The sequence below is a fragment of the Thalassovita sp. genome, from assembly GCF_963691685.1.
Taxonomy (GTDB): Bacteria; Pseudomonadota; Alphaproteobacteria; order Rhodobacterales; family Rhodobacteraceae; genus Thalassobius.
Window position 1 is genome coordinate 3,597,346 of sequence record NZ_OY829290.1, and the last position, 15,708, is coordinate 3,613,053.

Here is a 15,708-nt window from a genome sequence, read left to right on the forward strand (position 1 = left end):
GAGATTATGACTGACTTTACCATGAACAAAGATGCCGAGGGCATCGCCACCATCACCTGGGACACTCAGGGCAAATCCATGAACGTCATGAATGAGCAGGGGTTTTATGACCTCGACGCTCTGGTCGATGACGCTCTGGCAGATGACGCCGTCAAAGGCATCATCATCACCTCGGGCAAAGCGGGCTCTTTTGCCGGCGGCATGGACCTGAACGTGATTGCCAAGATGAAGGAAATGGCTGGCGACAGCCCGGAACAGGGCTTGTTTGACGGGCTGATGAAAATGCACGGCATCCTGCGCAAGATTGAGCGTGCCGGCATGGACCCCAAGACCAACAAAGGCGGCAAGCCTGTGGCCTGCGTGATGCCCGGCACCGCGCTTGGCATTGGCTTTGAAATCCCGCTCAGCTGCCACCGCACCTTTGTCGCCAATAACCCCAAAGCCAAGATCGGCCTGCCAGAAATCATGGTCGGCATCTTCCCCGGCATGGGCGGCACCACCCGTCTGGTGCGCAAGTTGGGGGCCATGGGCGCCTCGCCCTACCTGTTGCAGGGCAAACAGCTGAACCCCGCCAAGGCCAAAGCGGCCGGTCTGGTGGATGAGGTTTCCGATGATCCGATGGCGGCAGCGCGTGAATGGGTGCTGTCCGAGCCGAAGATCGTGAAGCCCTGGGATGAGAAGGGCTACAAAATGCCCGGCGGTGCCCCCTATCACCCGGCTGGCTTCCAGACCTTCGTTGGGGCCTCGGCCATGGTGAACGGCAACACCCAAGGTGCCTTCCCGGCCGCCAAGGCGCTCTTGAGCGCGGTTTATGAAGGGGCATTGGTGCCCTTTGACACCGCCATCAAGATTGAGGCCCGCTGGTTCACCAACGTGCTGATGAACCCCTCCTCCGCCGCAATGATCCGGTCGCTCTTCATAAATAAGGAAGCGCTGGAAAAAGGCGCCAACCGTCCCGCCGTTGCCGATGAGACCGTCAAGAAAGTTGGCGTTCTGGGCGCAGGCATGATGGGCGCAGGCATTGCGCTGGTTTCGGCCATGGCCGGTATCGAAGTGGTGCTGATCGACCAGAAACAAGAGGCCGCGGACAAAGGCAAAGCCTATACCGAGACCTATATGGACAAGGGCATCAAACGCGGCAAAGCCACGGCTGAGAAGAAAGAGCAAGTGCTTGGCCTAATCACCGCGACCACCGATTATGCTGCCCTCGCTGACGCCGATCTGATCATCGAGGCCGTGTTCGAAGACGTCGGCATCAAGGCTGAGGTGACCAAAGCGGTTGAGGCTGTGATCTCGGATGATTGCATCTTTGCCTCCAACACCTCGACCCTGCCGATCACCGGTCTGGCCAAAGCCTCCAGCCGGCCTGAGCAATTCATCGGCATCCACTTCTTCTCCCCCGTTGAGAAGATGCTGCTGGTCGAGATCATCAAAGGCAAGGAAACCGGCGACCGCGCGGTGGCCAAGGCGCTGGATTACGTCCGCCAGATCCGCAAGACCCCGATCGTTGTGAATGACGAACGGTTCTTCTACGCCAACCGCTGCATCATCCCCTACCTGAACGAAGGTGCGCGGATGGTCACCGAAGGGGTTGCCCCGGCGCTGATCGAAAACGCCGCACGTCAGCTGGGCTTCCCGCTGGGTCCGCTGCAGCTGATCGATGAGACCTCGCTGGAACTGGGTGTGAAGATCTCCAAAGCGACCAAAGCAGCGATGGGCGATGCCTACCCTGCCGATATGGGGCCAGTGGATGATCTGATGTACGCCATGGTCGAAGAGGGCCGTTTGGGCCGTAAATCCGCCGCAGGCTTCTATGCCTATGACGAAAAAGGCAAACGTCAGGGTCTGTGGGAAGGCTTGGCCGAACGTTGCCCGGTTGCCGCGGATCAGCCCTCGCTGATCGACGTGCAGCACCGTCTGATGTTTGCGCAGGTGCTGGAAGCGGTGAAATCGCTGGAAGAAGGCGTGCTAGAAGACATCCGCGAAGGCGACGTCGGCGCGATCCTCGGCTGGGGTTTTGCACCTTGGTCCGGCGGCCCGTTTAGCTGGCTCGACATCATCGGCACGCCCTATGCGGCTGAGCGTTGCGCAGAACTGGCCGAGACCTATGGCGATCGCTTCACCCCGCCTGCGCTGCTGAAGGAAATGGGCGACAAGGGTCAGAGCTTCTACGGTCGGTTTGACAAGGCGGCCGCAAAAGCCGCCTAAAGGCCCCGGTTAAGAACAGCAAAACGCGCCTCGAGATCCCGGGGCGCGTTTTCATTTGAGCAAATCTATCCGGTCCCGGTGGCCATGGTCAGCAGCACCGTCAAATAGATCCCGTAGCACAGCACAAACAGTGCGCCCTCCCGCCGGCTGACCGTCCAGCGGGTGCGGGCAAACAGCATCAGCACCAGCGACGCCGCCACCAGAACCCAGATATCAAGGCGCATGATCTCAGCCGGGATCTGCATCGGTTGCACCCAGGCGGTGATGCCTAAGATGCCCAAGATGTTGAAAATATTGCTGCCCAGCACATTGCCCAGAGCCACGTCACCTTCGCCTTTGCGCACGGCAATCACGGCGGTGGCCAGTTCCGGCATGGAGGTGCCGATCGCCACGATGGTCAGGCCGATCACCGCCTCAGACAGGCCCGCCGCCTCGGCAATGCTGACCGCGCCAGACACCAAGGCCCGCGCCCCCAGCACCGTCACAACCAACCCCGCCACGGCAATCATCAGCGACGGGCCCAGCGCCAGATCAGACCCCGGCACGGCCTCTGCTTCGGCCTCATAAACCTCCCCCGAAGGGGAGCCTTGATGCCGCATCTCATACCACAGCGTTGCCGCCAGATAGACGCAGAGGGAAAAGAAGAACAGCGCCCCAATCGGCCGTGTGGCTTCGCCGTTCAGGACCACGATCAAACAGGCCGTGGTGGCCGCGATCATCACCAGCCCGTCACGTTGAAACGCCCGTGGATCCACCGCCACTGGCGCCATCAAGGCCGCAACGCCGAGGATCAACAGGATATTGCCGATGTTGCTGCCAACCACATTGCCCACGGCAATGCCCGAAGACCCGGACAAGGCCGCCTGCAGGCTGGTCACCAGTTCCGGGGATGAGGTGCCAAAGCCCACCAGCGTCAGCCCGATCACCATGGGCGACAGGCCAAACCCCTTGGCGACAGAAACGGACCCGCGCACCAGCATCTCGCCCCCAAGGACAAGCCCAACAAGGCCAAGCAATACCAGCAGCGCCGCAGTCATCTGATCACCTCGTCATTCACACAAGGATCAGCTTAGCCCCTTTTCGCGCCATTGCGAGGGTCTTAGCCGCGATAGCCCAGCGCCGCCTCAGCCAGATGGGTGGTCAACTGGCGCAATTCCTCAAGTGGCATGTCCTTCAGCGCGCCTAGGCGGAAGTTCTTGCGCATCAGCGCCAGGCCAAACAGCACCGCCAGCAGCATCGCCGCGCGTTCCGCAGCGCGCGGCCCGCCGATGGTGTCGGCCAGCGGATCCGCCATGCCGTTTTGCACCATATCCTGAATGCGTGGCCCCATTTCCGGGTCGATGACATTGCTCAGCAACATGGAAAAGGCAGTGGCCGCTTCGCAGTGGTCATCCACCGGATGGGTGAAACTGGCCACCGCAGCTGCCAGCAGGCCATCGCGGTCAGCCGCCAGCGCCTCCCACGGGGCGACCTCGGCCAATGTGGCCTCAAACAGCCCTTGTTTGCCGCCGAAATAGCGTGACACCAAAGCCGCATCGACACCTGCCGCACCGGTGATATCGCGCACCGACACATTGGAATAGCCCCGCGTCCAGAACAGCTGGCGCGCCGCAACAAGCAGCTTTTCCCGGGTCGTTGGGGCCTTGGTCGTGAGTGCCTTGGTCATGGGCCATACCTAATAGCGGCAGAAAAAATGTCAACAAGTGTTGACCCCTGCAAAACCCTCCCTATATGAGGTGTCAACAACCGTTGACAATCCCTCATCTGACCCGCCAGGAGATCCCCATGGCCAAGAACCTTGCCCTCATCACCGGCGCCTCATCCGGCATCGGAACCGAATTTGCCCGCTACCACGCTGCCCGGGGCGGTGATCTGGTGATCGCAGCCCGCCGCGAAGCGCCGCTGCAGGCGCTAAAGGCTGAACTGGAGGCCGCACATGGCATCACCGTCACGGTGATTGCGATGGACGTCGGCTCCTCCGAACAGGCGACCAAACTGTTTGAGGTGATCAAGGCGCAGGGGCTTGAGATCGATGTGCTGATCAACAACGCCGGCTTTGGCGGCCACGGCGCCTTCCTTGATCGGGATCTGGCCAAAGATCAGGCGATGATTGACCTCAACGTCTCGGCACTGGTGACACTGGCCCATCTGGTCGGCAATGACATGCGCCAGCGTGGCGGCGGTAAGATGCTGCATGTCTCCTCCACCGCCAGCTTCATGCCCGGCCCCTATCAGGCGGTCTATTTCGCGACCAAAGCCTTCGTCACCTCCTTCAGTCAGGCCATCGACGAAGAGATGCGCAAGGACGGGATCACCTCCACCGCGCTCTGCCCCGGTCTGGTGGCCACCGAATTTGTTGAGGCCGCCGATCTGGGTGGCACCGGGCTGGCCAATCAGAAAGCCGCCACGCCGCAGTCCGTCGCCAAATGCGGCTATGACGCGATGGTCAAAGGCGATCTGATCGCCATCAACGATGGCCGCCTGTCTTTTATGCTGAACTGGATAACCCCTTTCCTGCCACGCCGCCGGATGCTGAAGATGATGGCGGGCATGCAGACCAAATAAGACCACGTGAACGGTGAACGCGCCCCAACGCGGGACGCGTTCCTATTCCGGTTATCCCAGCGCCATTGACGCCCGGACGGTTTGGATCGTTTGCTCGTAGAAGGTGTCGACGTCCCGCCGGGCGGCTTCGGTCTTTTTCAGCGCAAGCTCGGCCACGATCCCGTCGCGCAGGGCGCGGGTGGCGCGCATGCTGTAGGCATAATCGCGCATGTGATATCCCACAGCGATGCCGACAAATTCGCAGGCCCCGTCATCGTTCAGGTAGCCAACCTCAGACATGATCGGCTCACCATCATGACCGCCTGTCACCTCGCCCTCACAGCCGCGGTGAAACTCGGTGAACAGCCGGATCTGTGCCGCCTCGGTTGCGGCCTGCGCTTTGGGGATGTTGTCCAGCAACTCATTGGCGTTGGGATAGGATTTGCCAAGGATCGCCAGAATTGCGCTCTGCTGCGCAAGGGTCACATCATGCAGGGCTGAAATACGCACCAGATCCTCATCACTCAGGAATCCCGGGGCATTCAGCATCATGGTCAGCAGGAAATTATAGTTTGCATTGGCATTGGGCCAGGCATCACTGACCCGCCCCTCATCTGCCGTGCCTTCCCAAAGCGCCAGCGTGGTGGTCACGCTTTGAATGTCCGCATAGGCGCGGGCAAAGGTCATATCGCTGAAGAACCCGCGATATTCGCTGCGGGCCGCATCCAACTCAGCCGCCAGCGCGTTCAACTGGTTTTGCAGCCCTTGAATGGCCGCACCATTCACCATGCTTTCATAAAGCGCCCGGCCGATCCCCAGTATTGAAAACGCCGCCACAGCCACCGTGCCGGCATCTTTGGCCTCGACCATCTTAATTGTCTTTGCTTCCGTCATTCGTCGTTCCTAAAAATAAGTGAAAACAAACGCGTAAACGGCGGGCGACGCCTATCGCGCCAGACCGCCAGACCATTCAAACATGATGGATTTAGCCCGTTCAGGCCGCAGGACCAGTTGCGGCGCAATAGAATGCGGGCATTAAGGCTTAGACAAAGGCCGGATCTTCAAACCGGTAGCCGAAGCGTTCAATATCCTCGGCACAGATTTCCGCCAGGAAGGCCGCATCAGTGTCTGAGTAATAGCGGCGATAGTCCCCGGCACGTGATGAGGCATTGGCGCGGGGCAGATCAATGGTGAAGCCCAGATGGGCCTCCACCTCGGGCAGGTCCTCTTCCAGATGCTCCAGCCGGACGTATTGGTCACAAACCTCATTGCCGCGGGCATCGGTCATATAGTGCCGGGCGGGGGCCTGTTTCTGCGCCTGCCAGGTCATCGGATGCGACAGGAAGCCGGAAAACTCCTCACTTCGCGCCAGTTGGATGGCGGGGTGGTCAAAGGTCTGGCGTTGCAGCCAGTGATAATAGCTGACCATCCGATCCCAGGGGTTCCGCACCATCGTGAAGGTGAAGTAGCGCTCCACCTCATCCGGGCCGACCAGCCCTTCGATATCGGCAAGTGTTGAGTGTTTCCAGAGCCTTCCGCGCGTCTCAACCCCGTTGAAACGCCGCCGCCGTTTAGCCGCCTTTGGCGTATCCCCGATCAGCACATCATCTTTCTTGGCACGATCCTCCAACGCCAGCGCCATTGAGGTGCCACCGGTCTTGGGGATGTGAATGAAGATGTATTGCCGCCCGTGAGAGATAAACATGCCCCCAAGCTAGCCAATTTGACCCGGACGGAAAAGCCCGAAGCGCAGGTCAACAACAATGCTGCATCCGCAACATTATTTCACTCATACGCAATAATACGTTCTTTTCATTCTTGCCGCATCTGCACAATATACCCCCATCACGAACAGGAGGATCCCATGGGCTGGATGGCGGATGAAACAGGTCTAGGCAAAACGCAGGCGAACTATGTGCCGCTGACACCGCTGTCGTGGTTGCAGCGCGCGGCCGTGATTTACCGAGACCACCCGGCCGTGGTCTATGGCAGTCACCGCAAAAGCTACGGCGAATACCACGCCCGGGTCAGCCGGCTGGCCTCGGCCCTGAAAGGTCTGGGCGTTGCCCCCGGTGATGTGGTGGCCACGATCCTGCCCAACATCCCCGCCCAGGCCGAAGCGCATTTCGGCGTCCCCGCCTGTGGGGCAGTGCTCAACACCATCAACACCCGGGTGGAGCCCGAAACCATCGCCTATATTCTGGACCATGGCGGCGCCAAGGTGGTGCTTTGTGATCCGCAGTTTCTGCCCTCTCTCGCCACCGCGCTGGAGTTGATGGACGGCCCCGCCCCGCAGATCATTGAGGTTGCGGATGATCAGGCCGGCGTCCACGCCCATCGCCACTACATGGAGTATGAGGCACTCTTGGACAGCGGCGATCCGACCTTTGAGTGGGTCATGCCGCAGGACGAATGGGAAAGCATCGCGCTGAACTACACCTCCGGCACCACCGGGCGCCCCAAGGGGGTGGTCTACCACCACCGCGGCGCTTATCTGAACGCGATGGGCCAGGTGATCAGCTGGCGCATGGTGCTGCACCCGCGCTACCTGACCATCGTGCCGCTGTTTCACTGCAACGGCTGGTGCCACACCTGGCTGATGCCCGCGATGGGCGGCACGGTTGTGTGCTGCCGCGACATCACTGCCAAAGCCATCTATGACGCCATCGCCGACGAAGGTGTCACCCACTTCGGCGGTGCCCCCATTGTTCTGAACACCCTTGTCCACGCCGCCGAGGCCGACCGCCGCAGCTTCGACCATGTGGTGGAGGTGTTCACCGCCGGTGCGCCGCCCGCCCCCGCAACCCTTGCCGCGATTGAGCCGATGGGCTTCAACATCACCCAGGTCTACGGCTTGACCGAGGTCTACGGCCCCGCCACCGAATGCACCTGGAAATCCGATTGGGATCCGCTGCAGGGCGACGACCGCGCCGCGATCAAGGCCCGTCAGGGGGTTGCCATGCCCGCCTATGAACATGTCACCGTGGTTGATGAAAACATGCAGCAAATCCCGATGGATGGCAGCACACAGGGCGAAATCGTGTTTCGCGGCAACGGGGTGATGAAAGGCTACCTGAAAAACCCCGAAGCCACCGAAGAGGCCTTCAAGGGCGGCTATTTCCATTCCGGCGACATCGCGGTGCAACATCCCGACAGCTACGTGCAGATCGCGGACCGCGCCAAAGACATCATCATCTCAGGCGGGGAAAACATCTCCTCCGTCGAAGTTGAGGGCGTCTTGATGGCCCATCCCGATGTGTTGCTCTGCGCAGTTGTTGCCAAACCGGATGAAAAATGGGGGGAGGTTCCTTGCGCCTTTGTCGAATTGAAAGACGGCCACCAGGCAGAAGAGGCGGCCCTGATCGCCTTTGCCCGTGAACGGCTGGCCGGGTTCAAAACACCGAAAAAGGTCGTTTTTCAGGAACTGCCGAAAACATCGACCGGCAAAATCCAGAAATTTGAACTGCGCAGCATCGCCAGATCGCTCTGACGCGCGGGCGGCTTTGTCCCGGCTAATGGCACACGCGGGACCGGAAAAACGGGTGGGGGCCACGCCCACCCCGCATCCCGCGTTGCCGCCTTGGGTCTGCCCGTGTTATCCATCGGGAAAAACAGGCAGAGCAGCCCGCAATGAGCACCGCGCTACGCAAATATCAACGTCTGGAAGCCACCGCGCTCTGGCGTCCCACGCCCGAGGAGCAGCGGCGCGAGGTCATCGTTTCCATCGGCGATGCCACTTTGGTGATCACCGACATGCAGGACCGGGCACTGACCCATTGGTCCCTGCCCGCGCTGCAACGGGCCAATCCCGGCAGTTGGCCGGCGCTCTACCACCCTGATGGCGACAGCGGCGAAACCCTTGAACTGGCTGAGGGCGAGGAGGAGATGGTCGCCGCCATCGAAAAGCTGCGCGCGGCCATCGAAAAACGTCGTCCCCGTCCCGGACGACTGCGCTGGTGGATGATGGGCCTCTCGCTCAGCTCAGTTTTGGCGGTTGGGGTGTTCTGGTTGCCGGGGGCGGTTGTCGAGCACACCATCTCGGTTCTGGCCCCCAGTCAGAAACGCGCCCTGGGTGAGGCCCTGTTGGCCGAGGCAGAAGGGTTCAGCGGACAGCGCTGCCAGAAACCTGCGCAGGGTGCCGTGCTGACCCGGCTGGCCGAACGCATGCGCCCCATCGCGCCGAACACGCTGCACATTCACGTGGTGCGCGACAGCCAGGTTGAGGTGGCGATGCTGCCCGGCAACCTGATGCTGCTGAACAGTCGTCTGCTGGAGGATTACGAAGTCCCCGATGTGGCCGCAGGCTATATTCTGGCCGAACTCCTGCATGCCCAGTCCAATGACCCGCTGCACGGGCTACTGTCTGACAGCGGCATGCTGGCCAACCTGCAACTGCTGGCAACCAGCACTTTGGATGCCACCAGCCTGCGCAACCATGCCGAGGCCCTGCTGAGCGGCACACGGGGTGCCACCGTCCAGCCCACCCCGCATGAGGCGCTGCTGATGGCCTTCCGCACGGCGGAGGTCAAATCGACGCCCTATGCCTATGCCGTTGATCTGTCGGGGGAAACCACGCTTGCCTTGATTGAGGCCGATCCCTTCCCGCAGGCCGCGCCGCGCCCGGTTCTCAGCGATGCGGACTGGCTGCGTCTGCAGGCGATCTGCGAAGGCTAGGCCACATAGCGCCCAGCCAGAAACGCAAAAGGCCGGGAGATGCCCCGGCCTTACACATTCTCTGTCGAACCGCTTAGCGCAGATAGGCGTCCTTGAACCCCGACCGGCGCACGATTGACAGCGCCGCATTGGCCTGCCCGCTGTCGACAAAGGGACCAACCACCACCAGCTGCACCGGTTTGCCGCCGCGCTTGGCGTTCCAGATCCGCATGGGCAGACCTTTGGCCGCCAGATTGCCTGCTGTGCGTTGCGCATTGCCCGCTTGGGCAAACATCGCAACCTGCACATAGGTTTTCGTCGCCTCATTCGTCGTGGGGGTGGGCTTGGCGGCAGGCTTCTTTTTGGCCTGCTTCACCTTGCTGCGCACCGCCGGTGCCTTCGGTTCAGTCACAAAGGACTTGCTCGACAGGGTAGCCTGACCCGAAATCGACGTTGAGGTTGCCGCATTCTGCGCTGCGAAACTGGTGTAGGGATAGCTGAGGCCCGGATAGTGACGTGTCACATCCCGCCCCGAAGCCCGGTCAATCAACTGACGCGGCACGGTCTGCGTCCAGATCAGATCCATCGAGGCCTTACCGGCCATGGTCTGATGCGCCCGTTTCGGGTTCAGCCGATCATCTTCCCACAGCGGCCGGTAGCCTTCGGGGATGCCCACAAGCAGGGCCGAGCGCTGCTGCTTTTCATAGACATGCCGCGGCACAACCCGCTGACTGCCCGCGGCAACAGCCACATAATCCGAAGCCGCTGCCGCCTGCGTGCGGCTTTGCGGAACCGGCGAAACACTCTGCGGTGTGACCCGCACCCCGGTTGCCGACGGGGCCGAAGCGATGGTTGCCATCGGCGCCGCAAAGGTCCCCAGCGGCACGGTTGGGGCTGGAGTGGTTGCATAGCCCACCGGTGATTGCTGCTGTGGTCCGCAGCGCACGCCACTGCCGGAGCCCAGATATCGTTGACTGACGGCTGAGCCGCCGGGACAGGCCGGGCTCACGGGCTGCGCCACGCGGCGCGGGCTTGGCGCGGCCACAGGCGCGGGTGTTGATGATTTCACCACAGTGTCCGCAGGCGGTTGCGGCGCGGCCTGCACTGTGCTGCTGGTGCGCGGCTTAAACAGGGACGACAGGGTGAACCGGGGCTGACGCTGTGTGGTCGCTGCTGTTGTGGCGGCGGGGGCAATCACCTCGGCCTTTGGCGGGGCTTTGACCTGCGGCGCGGCAACCGTCGCCCGCGCGGTGCGCACCGGTTGTGTGGTGGCAGCAGGTGCAGGTTTCGGCGCAGCTTTCTGTGCGGCAGGTTTGGCGGCCACAACGGCCGGCACGGGATCTGGATCCGGGATCACCGGCAAATCAGCAGATTGCGCTTGCGCAAAGGTCGGCTTCGCGTTGCAGATGTGCTGACGGCTGCGGCTGACGCGGGGGATCCAGTTCACCAACCCGCCTGTGCTGGCGCGAATATAAACGCAGCCCCGGCTGTCAACATACTGGCGCCCATTGAAACTGCTGGGCGGAAACTCGGCAGGAATGCTGGTATCCGTGCGCGCCATTGCAGGCGCAACGGTAAAGCCGGTAGATGCAAGAATGACAGCGGTTACGACTGCGCGTTTAAAACTCATTTGTGCCCCCACACAATGTGCAGGGGCACTCTGCACGAATCAGCGACTCGTGTAAAGAATCGGGGCTTATTTTGTGCCGAACATCCGGTCGCCCGCATCCCCTAGTCCGGGCATGATGTAGCCTTTTTCGTTCAAACACTCATCAAGTGAGGCCGTTACGATCGGCACATCAGGGTGGGCTTCCTTCATTTTTGCAACGCCTTCAGGCGCGGCCAGAAGGCACATGAAGCGGATATTTGTGGCGCCTGCCTCTTTCAGCAGATCAATCGCAGCCGCCGAGGAATTGCCGGTGGCCAGCATCGGATCAACGGCAATGACCAGACGATCTTCAAGGTTTTCAGGCACCTTGAAGTAATACTGCACCGGCTGCAGGGTCTCTTCGTCGCGATAGAGGCCAACAAAACCCACGCGCGCACCGGGGATCAGCTCCAATACGCCGTCCATCAGGCCGTTGCCGGCCCGCAGGATCGACACCAGCGCCAGCTTTTTGCCTTGCAGCACCGGGGCGTCCATCTCTTCCATCGGGGTTGAGATGCGTTTGGTGGTCAGCTCCATTTCGCGGGTGATCTCATAGGCCAGCAGCTGGCTGATTTCACGCAGGAGACGGCGGAATTCGGGGGTGGCGGTGTCCTTATCCCGCATCTGGGTCAGCTTGTGCTGCACCAGCGGGTGGTCCACGACGGTCAGATGTTCGCTCATCAGGCTTCCAATCGCTGTTTGATACGTGTCTTTGTATCGGCGTCGCAGAAGGCGGCGTCAATCGCTGTCATATTCAAAGTTGTGAAATCTTCGGCGCCCCAGCCAAAGGCCTGCTCCAGCATTTCATATTCTTTGGTCATCGTGGTGTGGAAGAAGGGCGGATCATCGGTGGACACCGTGACCTTCACGCCCGCATCGCGCAGCCGTTTGATCGGGTGATCCTTGATCGACGGGTAAACCCCCAGCACCACGTTTGAGCCCGGGCAAACCTCCAGCGTGACACCTTCGTCGATGACCCGCTGCATCAGCGCCTCATCTTCAATCACCTGAACCCCGTGGCCCAGACGCTCCACCTTCAGATCATCCAGCGCCTGACGGATCGATTCCGGTCCGCCCCATTCACCGGCGTGGGTGGTCAGCTGCAGACCGGCCTCACGGGCGCAGTCGAAGGCCCATTTGAAGGTGCCTTGGGTGAACTGGTTCTCATCGCCCCCCATGCCGAAACCGGTGATGAAATCGCCCTTGGTTTCTGCCGCACATTGCGCGGTTTCCTTGGCCCATTCACCACCGAAGTGACGGATGCAGGTCACGATACCCTTCAGCGTGATGCCATGCGCGGCCTCAGCCTTGTCAGCCGCTTCCTGAATGGCGTGCAGGTATTCCTTCCACGCCCCCACATCACGGCCGCCGCAGAAATCGGGGCTGATGAAGCTTTCGGCGTAGATCACGCCGTTGGCGGCGCATTCTTCCAGCACGGCGGTGGTCAGGCGGGCATAGTCTTCGGGGCTTTTCAGCACCGAGGTAGCGGCTTCATAGACGCTGAGGAAATGCACAAAATCCTTGAAGGCATAGCTGCCGTCGTCGTTGAAGACACCCTCAAGGTCGACCTTCTTTTCATGCGCCAGCTGCCGAATGAAGGCGGGCGGGGCCGCGCCTTCGTGGTGCAGGTGCAATTCAACTTTGGGAAACTGGTTCCAGCTCATAGAAAACTCCGTCCTGGCCCTTCTGCGGCCACATCCAAATGCGCAGCCACCGAGGCTGCAACGTCAACAAAGGCGACCTGCCCAATGCTGCCAGCCCCCTTGCCCGCAATCAGCACCGGGGTACGTTCGCGGGTGTGGTCGGTGCCGGGCCAGCTGGGATCATTGCCATGATCTGCGGTGATCAGCAGCATATCGTCGGGGCGCAGCTGCGGCAGAATGGTGGATAGTTCAGCATCAAACCATTCCAAAGCCCGCGCATAGCCCGAGATATCGCGGCGGTGACCATAGAGGCTGTCGAACTCGACAAAATTGGCAAAGACCAAGCTGCCCTCTTCCGCCTCAGCCACCAGATCCTTCAGGTGGCCCATCAGCTGGGCATCTGACCCTTTGCGCAGATCATCGATCCCCCGCATTGAGAAGATATCGCCAATCTTTCCAACGCCATAGACCTTGCGCCCCGCACCCTGCACCCAGTCACACAGGGTGGCTGAGGGCGGCGCGATGGCATAGTCATGGCGGTTGGTTGTCCGGGTGAAGCCTTCAGCCTCAGACCCGATGAAGGGGCGGGCAATGACCCGGCCCACTTTCATGTCATGCAGATAGGGCGCCACGTCCTGACAGAGCTGCAACAGCCGGTCGAGGCCGAAATGCTCTTCATGGGCAGCGATCTGCAATACGCTGTCTGCCGAGGTGTAGCAGATCGGCCAGCCGGAACGGATATGTTCGGCGCCAAAATCGGCGATCACCTGGGTGCCCGAGGCATGGCAATTTGCCAAAATCCCTTCGGTGCCAGCATGTTGTGCAATGTGTTTGCTCAGCGCGTCGGGGAAGCTGGGCTGCTGATCGGGGAAATAATGCCAGTCCCACGGCACCGGTACGCCGGCCAGTTCCCAATGCCCCGATGGGGTATCCTTGCCCGGGGACACCTCGGTCGCCGCGCCCCAAAGGCCGGTTGGCTCTGCCGCCAGGCCCGGCGCCTCATCGCCCGAGGCCAGCGCAACCGCGCGGCCCAACCCAAGCGCATCCAAAGTTGGCAGTCTCAAAGGTCCGGAACGACCATCTTCACCGCGCCCCTCGGCGCAGCCGTCGGCAATATGGCCGACGGTGTTCGCGCCCGTGTCGGGCAGCGACCCGTTATAAAATTTGTCGGCATCAGGGGCGCCCCCGATACCGACTGAATCGATCACAACCAAAAATGCGCGCGCCATCTCAGCCGACCCTTTCGTGTACAAGAGGAGGCAGATCAGGGGGAGTTTCACCCAAGGCGATCGCCCCAAGCACCGCCTCGGCAGCCACATCCGCAGCCCCTTCCCGGGCCGCATGGATTCGCGCCAGCGGTTGGCCCTTTTGCACTTTTGCGCCCAGAACTGCAACCTCGGACAGGCCCACGGCCGGATCCACCACATCGCTTTCGACCTGACGCCCGCCGCCCAATTCGACCACCGCCAGACCCAGCGCATGACCGTTGATCGCGCTGACATAGCCATCCGCGGGCGCCGTCACCTCACGGATCACCGGCGCTTCGGGCAGGAAACGGCCCCAGTTTTCAATGAATTGCACCGGTCCACCCTGTGCCGCGACCATCCGGCCAAAAACCTCAGCCGCCTGTCCGCTGCGGATTGCTGCGCGCATTTTTTCAGCACCATCAGTGGCGTCTGTTGCCAGACCGGCATTGGCCAGCGCCACGCCGCCCAGTTCCGCGGACAGCTCAAACAGCGGCCCCTCAACCGCGCCCGTCAGCACCCGCATGGAACTGGCCACCTCCAGCGCATTGCCCAATTCCGGCGCCAGCGGCTGGTTCATATCGGTGATCAGTGCGGTGGTCGGGCAGCCGGCCGCATTGGCGGTTGAGACCAGCGCCGCGGCCAGCGCGCGGGCATCATCGGCGGTTTTCATAAAGGCGCCAGAGCCCACTTTGACGTCCAGCACCAGCCCTTCCAGACCCGCGGCCAATTTTTTCGACAGGATGGAGGCGGTGATCAGATCCAAGCTTTCCACCGTGCCGGTGACGTCACGCACCGCATAAAGCCGCTTGTCGGCTGGCGCCACCTCACCCGACGCCGAGACAATCGCGCAGCCCGCTTTGGCAACGACATCCTTGAACTGCTCCTCGCTGAGGCCGGTGCGGTAGCCGGGGATCGCCTCCAGCTTATCAAGGGTACCGCCGGTATGACCCAGCCCGCGCCCCGAAATCATCGGCACATACCCGCCGCAGGCCGCCAGTGCCGGCGCCAGAACCAGCGACACGCAATCGCCCACGCCACCGGTCGAGTGTTTGTCGATCACTGGCCGGTCCAGATCCCAGTGCATCACATCACCGCTGTCCCGCATCGCCAGGGTCAGACCCACCCGGCCCTCTTCGCTCATACCGTTCAAGAGCGCAGCCATGGCAAAGGCCCCGGCCTGCGCGTCACTGACGGTGCGATCGGATAAGCCCCTGGCAAACCACGCCAATTCTTCGCGGCTCACCTCTTGCTTTTCGCGCAGTTTGACGATGATCGCGCGTGCATCCATGGTTCAGCTCCGCTCCATATGGCTGGCGTCAAAGGCACCGGGCAGCAGGTCACCAATGGTGGTGGTCAGGATCGTGCCATCGGTGGTGGCCAGCGTGACCTTCACATCACGGGCGCCAAATTCCGCCAGTTTCTGACGGCAGCCACCGCAGGGCGGCACCGGCGCCGGGCTGTCAGCAATGACACAAACCTCAGTCAGTTCCTTTTCGCCCGCAGCCACCATTGCCGCGATGGCCCCCGCCTCGGCGCAGGTGCCTTCGGGATAGGCCACGTTTTCCACGTTACAGCCCTGATAGGTCACGCCGCCCTTTGACAGGATCGCCGCGCCGACCTTGAAATTGGAATAGGGCGCATGGGCGTTTTCACGGACCGCCGTGGCGGCCTCCAGCAGGCTGGTCTTCTCGGGCATCGACTGGGGCATTGTCAGGCATCCTTTTATTCTTGATCTTATAGGGGGTCTTGTGACCCTATTTTGTCG

Annotated in this window: 14 protein-coding genes; 4 read left to right on the forward strand and 10 right to left on the reverse strand. The window is 61.5% G+C overall.

Going from position 1 to position 15,708, the window contains the following annotated elements:
• Window positions 1-6: 6 nt before the first annotated feature.
• Entirely contained in the window at window positions 7-2,208 is a 2,202-nt protein-coding gene (locus ACORLH_RS17260; protein WP_321829607.1) for a 3-hydroxyacyl-CoA dehydrogenase NAD-binding domain-containing protein, read from the forward strand.
• Between the two features lie 65 nt (window positions 2,209-2,273).
• Here the strand turns inward: ACORLH_RS17260 and ACORLH_RS17265 are convergent, their stop codons facing one another.
• Together ACORLH_RS17265 and ACORLH_RS17270 are read right to left on the reverse strand one after the other, a co-directional pair.
• On the reverse strand, window positions 2,274-3,245 hold the full coding sequence (locus ACORLH_RS17265) for a calcium/sodium antiporter (protein WP_321829608.1): 972 nt from the start codon (window positions 3,243-3,245) through the stop codon (window positions 2,274-2,276).
• Between the two features lie 62 nt (window positions 3,246-3,307).
• Entirely contained in the window at window positions 3,308-3,874 is a 567-nt protein-coding gene (locus ACORLH_RS17270) for a TetR/AcrR family transcriptional regulator (protein WP_321829609.1), read from the reverse strand.
• A 119-nt stretch (window positions 3,875-3,993) separates the two neighbouring features.
• Here ACORLH_RS17270 and ACORLH_RS17275 point away from each other — a divergent pair, with 119 nt between their 5' ends.
• The gene (locus tag ACORLH_RS17275) at window positions 3,994-4,773 is read left to right on the forward strand and encodes an SDR family NAD(P)-dependent oxidoreductase (protein WP_058244990.1); all 780 of its coding nucleotides are present in this window, start codon (window positions 3,994-3,996) and stop codon (window positions 4,771-4,773) included.
• Window positions 4,774-4,824: 51 nt separating this feature from the next.
• On the opposite strand, the gene ACORLH_RS17280 is transcribed toward ACORLH_RS17275, so the two are convergent.
• Together ACORLH_RS17280 and ACORLH_RS17285 are read right to left on the reverse strand one after the other, a co-directional pair.
• Window positions 4,825-5,646, reverse strand: coding sequence for a hypothetical protein (locus tag ACORLH_RS17280; RefSeq protein ID WP_321829610.1), 822 nt, complete (start codon window positions 5,644-5,646; stop codon window positions 4,825-4,827).
• Between the two features lie 148 nt (window positions 5,647-5,794).
• The gene (locus ACORLH_RS17285) at window positions 5,795-6,457 is read right to left on the reverse strand and encodes a sulfotransferase family 2 domain-containing protein (RefSeq protein ID WP_321829611.1); all 663 of its coding nucleotides are present in this window, start codon (window positions 6,455-6,457) and stop codon (window positions 5,795-5,797) included.
• Window positions 6,458-6,616: 159 nt separating this feature from the next.
• On the opposite strand from ACORLH_RS17285, the gene ACORLH_RS17290 reads away from it, so the two are divergent.
• Together ACORLH_RS17290 and ACORLH_RS17295 are read left to right on the forward strand one after the other, a co-directional pair.
• A complete protein-coding gene (locus ACORLH_RS17290; protein ID WP_321829613.1) occupies window positions 6,617-8,242 on the forward strand; it encodes an AMP-binding protein in 1,626 nt (541 codons plus the stop codon).
• 140 nt (window positions 8,243-8,382) lie between these two features.
• A complete protein-coding gene (locus ACORLH_RS17295) occupies window positions 8,383-9,426 on the forward strand; it encodes a hypothetical protein (protein ID WP_321829615.1) in 1,044 nt (347 codons plus the stop codon).
• 73 nt (window positions 9,427-9,499) lie between these two features.
• Here ACORLH_RS17295 and ACORLH_RS17300 read toward each other — a convergent pair whose 3' ends face one another.
• From ACORLH_RS17300 to ACORLH_RS17325, 6 genes are all read right to left on the reverse strand, one after another.
• A complete protein-coding gene (locus ACORLH_RS17300; protein ID WP_321829616.1) occupies window positions 9,500-11,035 on the reverse strand; it encodes an SPOR domain-containing protein in 1,536 nt (511 codons plus the stop codon).
• Between the two features lie 66 nt (window positions 11,036-11,101).
• Window positions 11,102-11,734 carry a uracil phosphoribosyltransferase gene (gene upp, locus ACORLH_RS17305; RefSeq protein WP_321829617.1) on the reverse strand — a complete coding sequence of 211 codons (633 nt, stop codon included), beginning with the start codon at window positions 11,732-11,734 and terminating at the stop codon, window positions 11,102-11,104.
• Window positions 11,734-12,717 carry an adenosine deaminase gene (locus tag ACORLH_RS17310; RefSeq protein ID WP_321829618.1) on the reverse strand — a complete coding sequence of 328 codons (984 nt, stop codon included), beginning with the start codon at window positions 12,715-12,717 and terminating at the stop codon, window positions 11,734-11,736. Before ACORLH_RS17310 ends, upp begins: the two co-directional genes overlap by 1 nt.
• Complete coding sequence (locus tag ACORLH_RS17315; protein WP_321829619.1) at window positions 12,714-13,925, reverse strand: phosphopentomutase; 1,212 nt, start codon at window positions 13,923-13,925, stop codon at window positions 12,714-12,716. Before ACORLH_RS17315 ends, ACORLH_RS17310 begins: the two co-directional genes overlap by 4 nt.
• A gap of 1 nt (window position 13,926) precedes the next feature.
• Window positions 13,927-15,231, reverse strand: a complete 1,305-nt coding sequence (locus tag ACORLH_RS17320) for a thymidine phosphorylase (protein WP_321829620.1) — start codon at window positions 15,229-15,231, stop codon at window positions 13,927-13,929.
• A gap of 3 nt (window positions 15,232-15,234) precedes the next feature.
• Window positions 15,235-15,651, reverse strand: coding sequence for a cytidine deaminase (locus ACORLH_RS17325; RefSeq protein ID WP_321829621.1), 417 nt, complete (start codon window positions 15,649-15,651; stop codon window positions 15,235-15,237).
• Window positions 15,652-15,708: the final 57 nt, after the last annotated feature.

Bases quoted from the DNA above. Each gene is read 5' to 3' on its own strand.
- ACORLH_RS17295 (WP_321829615.1), top strand. From the start codon at position 8,383: ATGAGCACCGCGCTACGCAAATATCAACGTCTGGAAGCCACCGCGCTC.
- ACORLH_RS17300 (WP_321829616.1), bottom strand. From the start codon at position 11,035: ATGAGTTTTAAACGCGCAGTCGTAACCGCTGTCATTCTTGCATCTACC.
- ACORLH_RS17285 (WP_321829611.1), bottom strand. From the start codon at position 6,457: ATGTTTATCTCTCACGGGCGGCAATACATCTTCATTCACATCCCCAAG.
- ACORLH_RS17315 (WP_321829619.1), bottom strand. From the start codon at position 13,925: ATGGCGCGCGCATTTTTGGTTGTGATCGATTCAGTCGGTATCGGGGGC.
- ACORLH_RS17270 (WP_321829609.1), bottom strand. From the start codon at position 3,874: ATGACCAAGGCACTCACGACCAAGGCCCCAACGACCCGGGAAAAGCTG.
- ACORLH_RS17275 (WP_058244990.1), top strand. From the start codon at position 3,994: ATGGCCAAGAACCTTGCCCTCATCACCGGCGCCTCATCCGGCATCGGA.
- upp (WP_321829617.1), bottom strand. From the start codon at position 11,734: ATGAGCGAACATCTGACCGTCGTGGACCACCCGCTGGTGCAGCACAAG.
- ACORLH_RS17265 (WP_321829608.1), bottom strand. From the start codon at position 3,245: ATGACTGCGGCGCTGCTGGTATTGCTTGGCCTTGTTGGGCTTGTCCTT.
- ACORLH_RS17310 (WP_321829618.1), bottom strand. From the start codon at position 12,717: ATGAGCTGGAACCAGTTTCCCAAAGTTGAATTGCACCTGCACCACGAA.
- ACORLH_RS17320 (WP_321829620.1), bottom strand. From the start codon at position 15,231: ATGGATGCACGCGCGATCATCGTCAAACTGCGCGAAAAGCAAGAGGTG.
- ACORLH_RS17260 (WP_321829607.1), top strand. From the start codon at position 7: ATGACTGACTTTACCATGAACAAAGATGCCGAGGGCATCGCCACCATC.
- ACORLH_RS17280 (WP_321829610.1), bottom strand. From the start codon at position 5,646: ATGACGGAAGCAAAGACAATTAAGATGGTCGAGGCCAAAGATGCCGGC.
- ACORLH_RS17290 (WP_321829613.1), top strand. From the start codon at position 6,617: ATGGGCTGGATGGCGGATGAAACAGGTCTAGGCAAAACGCAGGCGAAC.
- ACORLH_RS17325 (WP_321829621.1), bottom strand. From the start codon at position 15,651: ATGCCCCAGTCGATGCCCGAGAAGACCAGCCTGCTGGAGGCCGCCACG.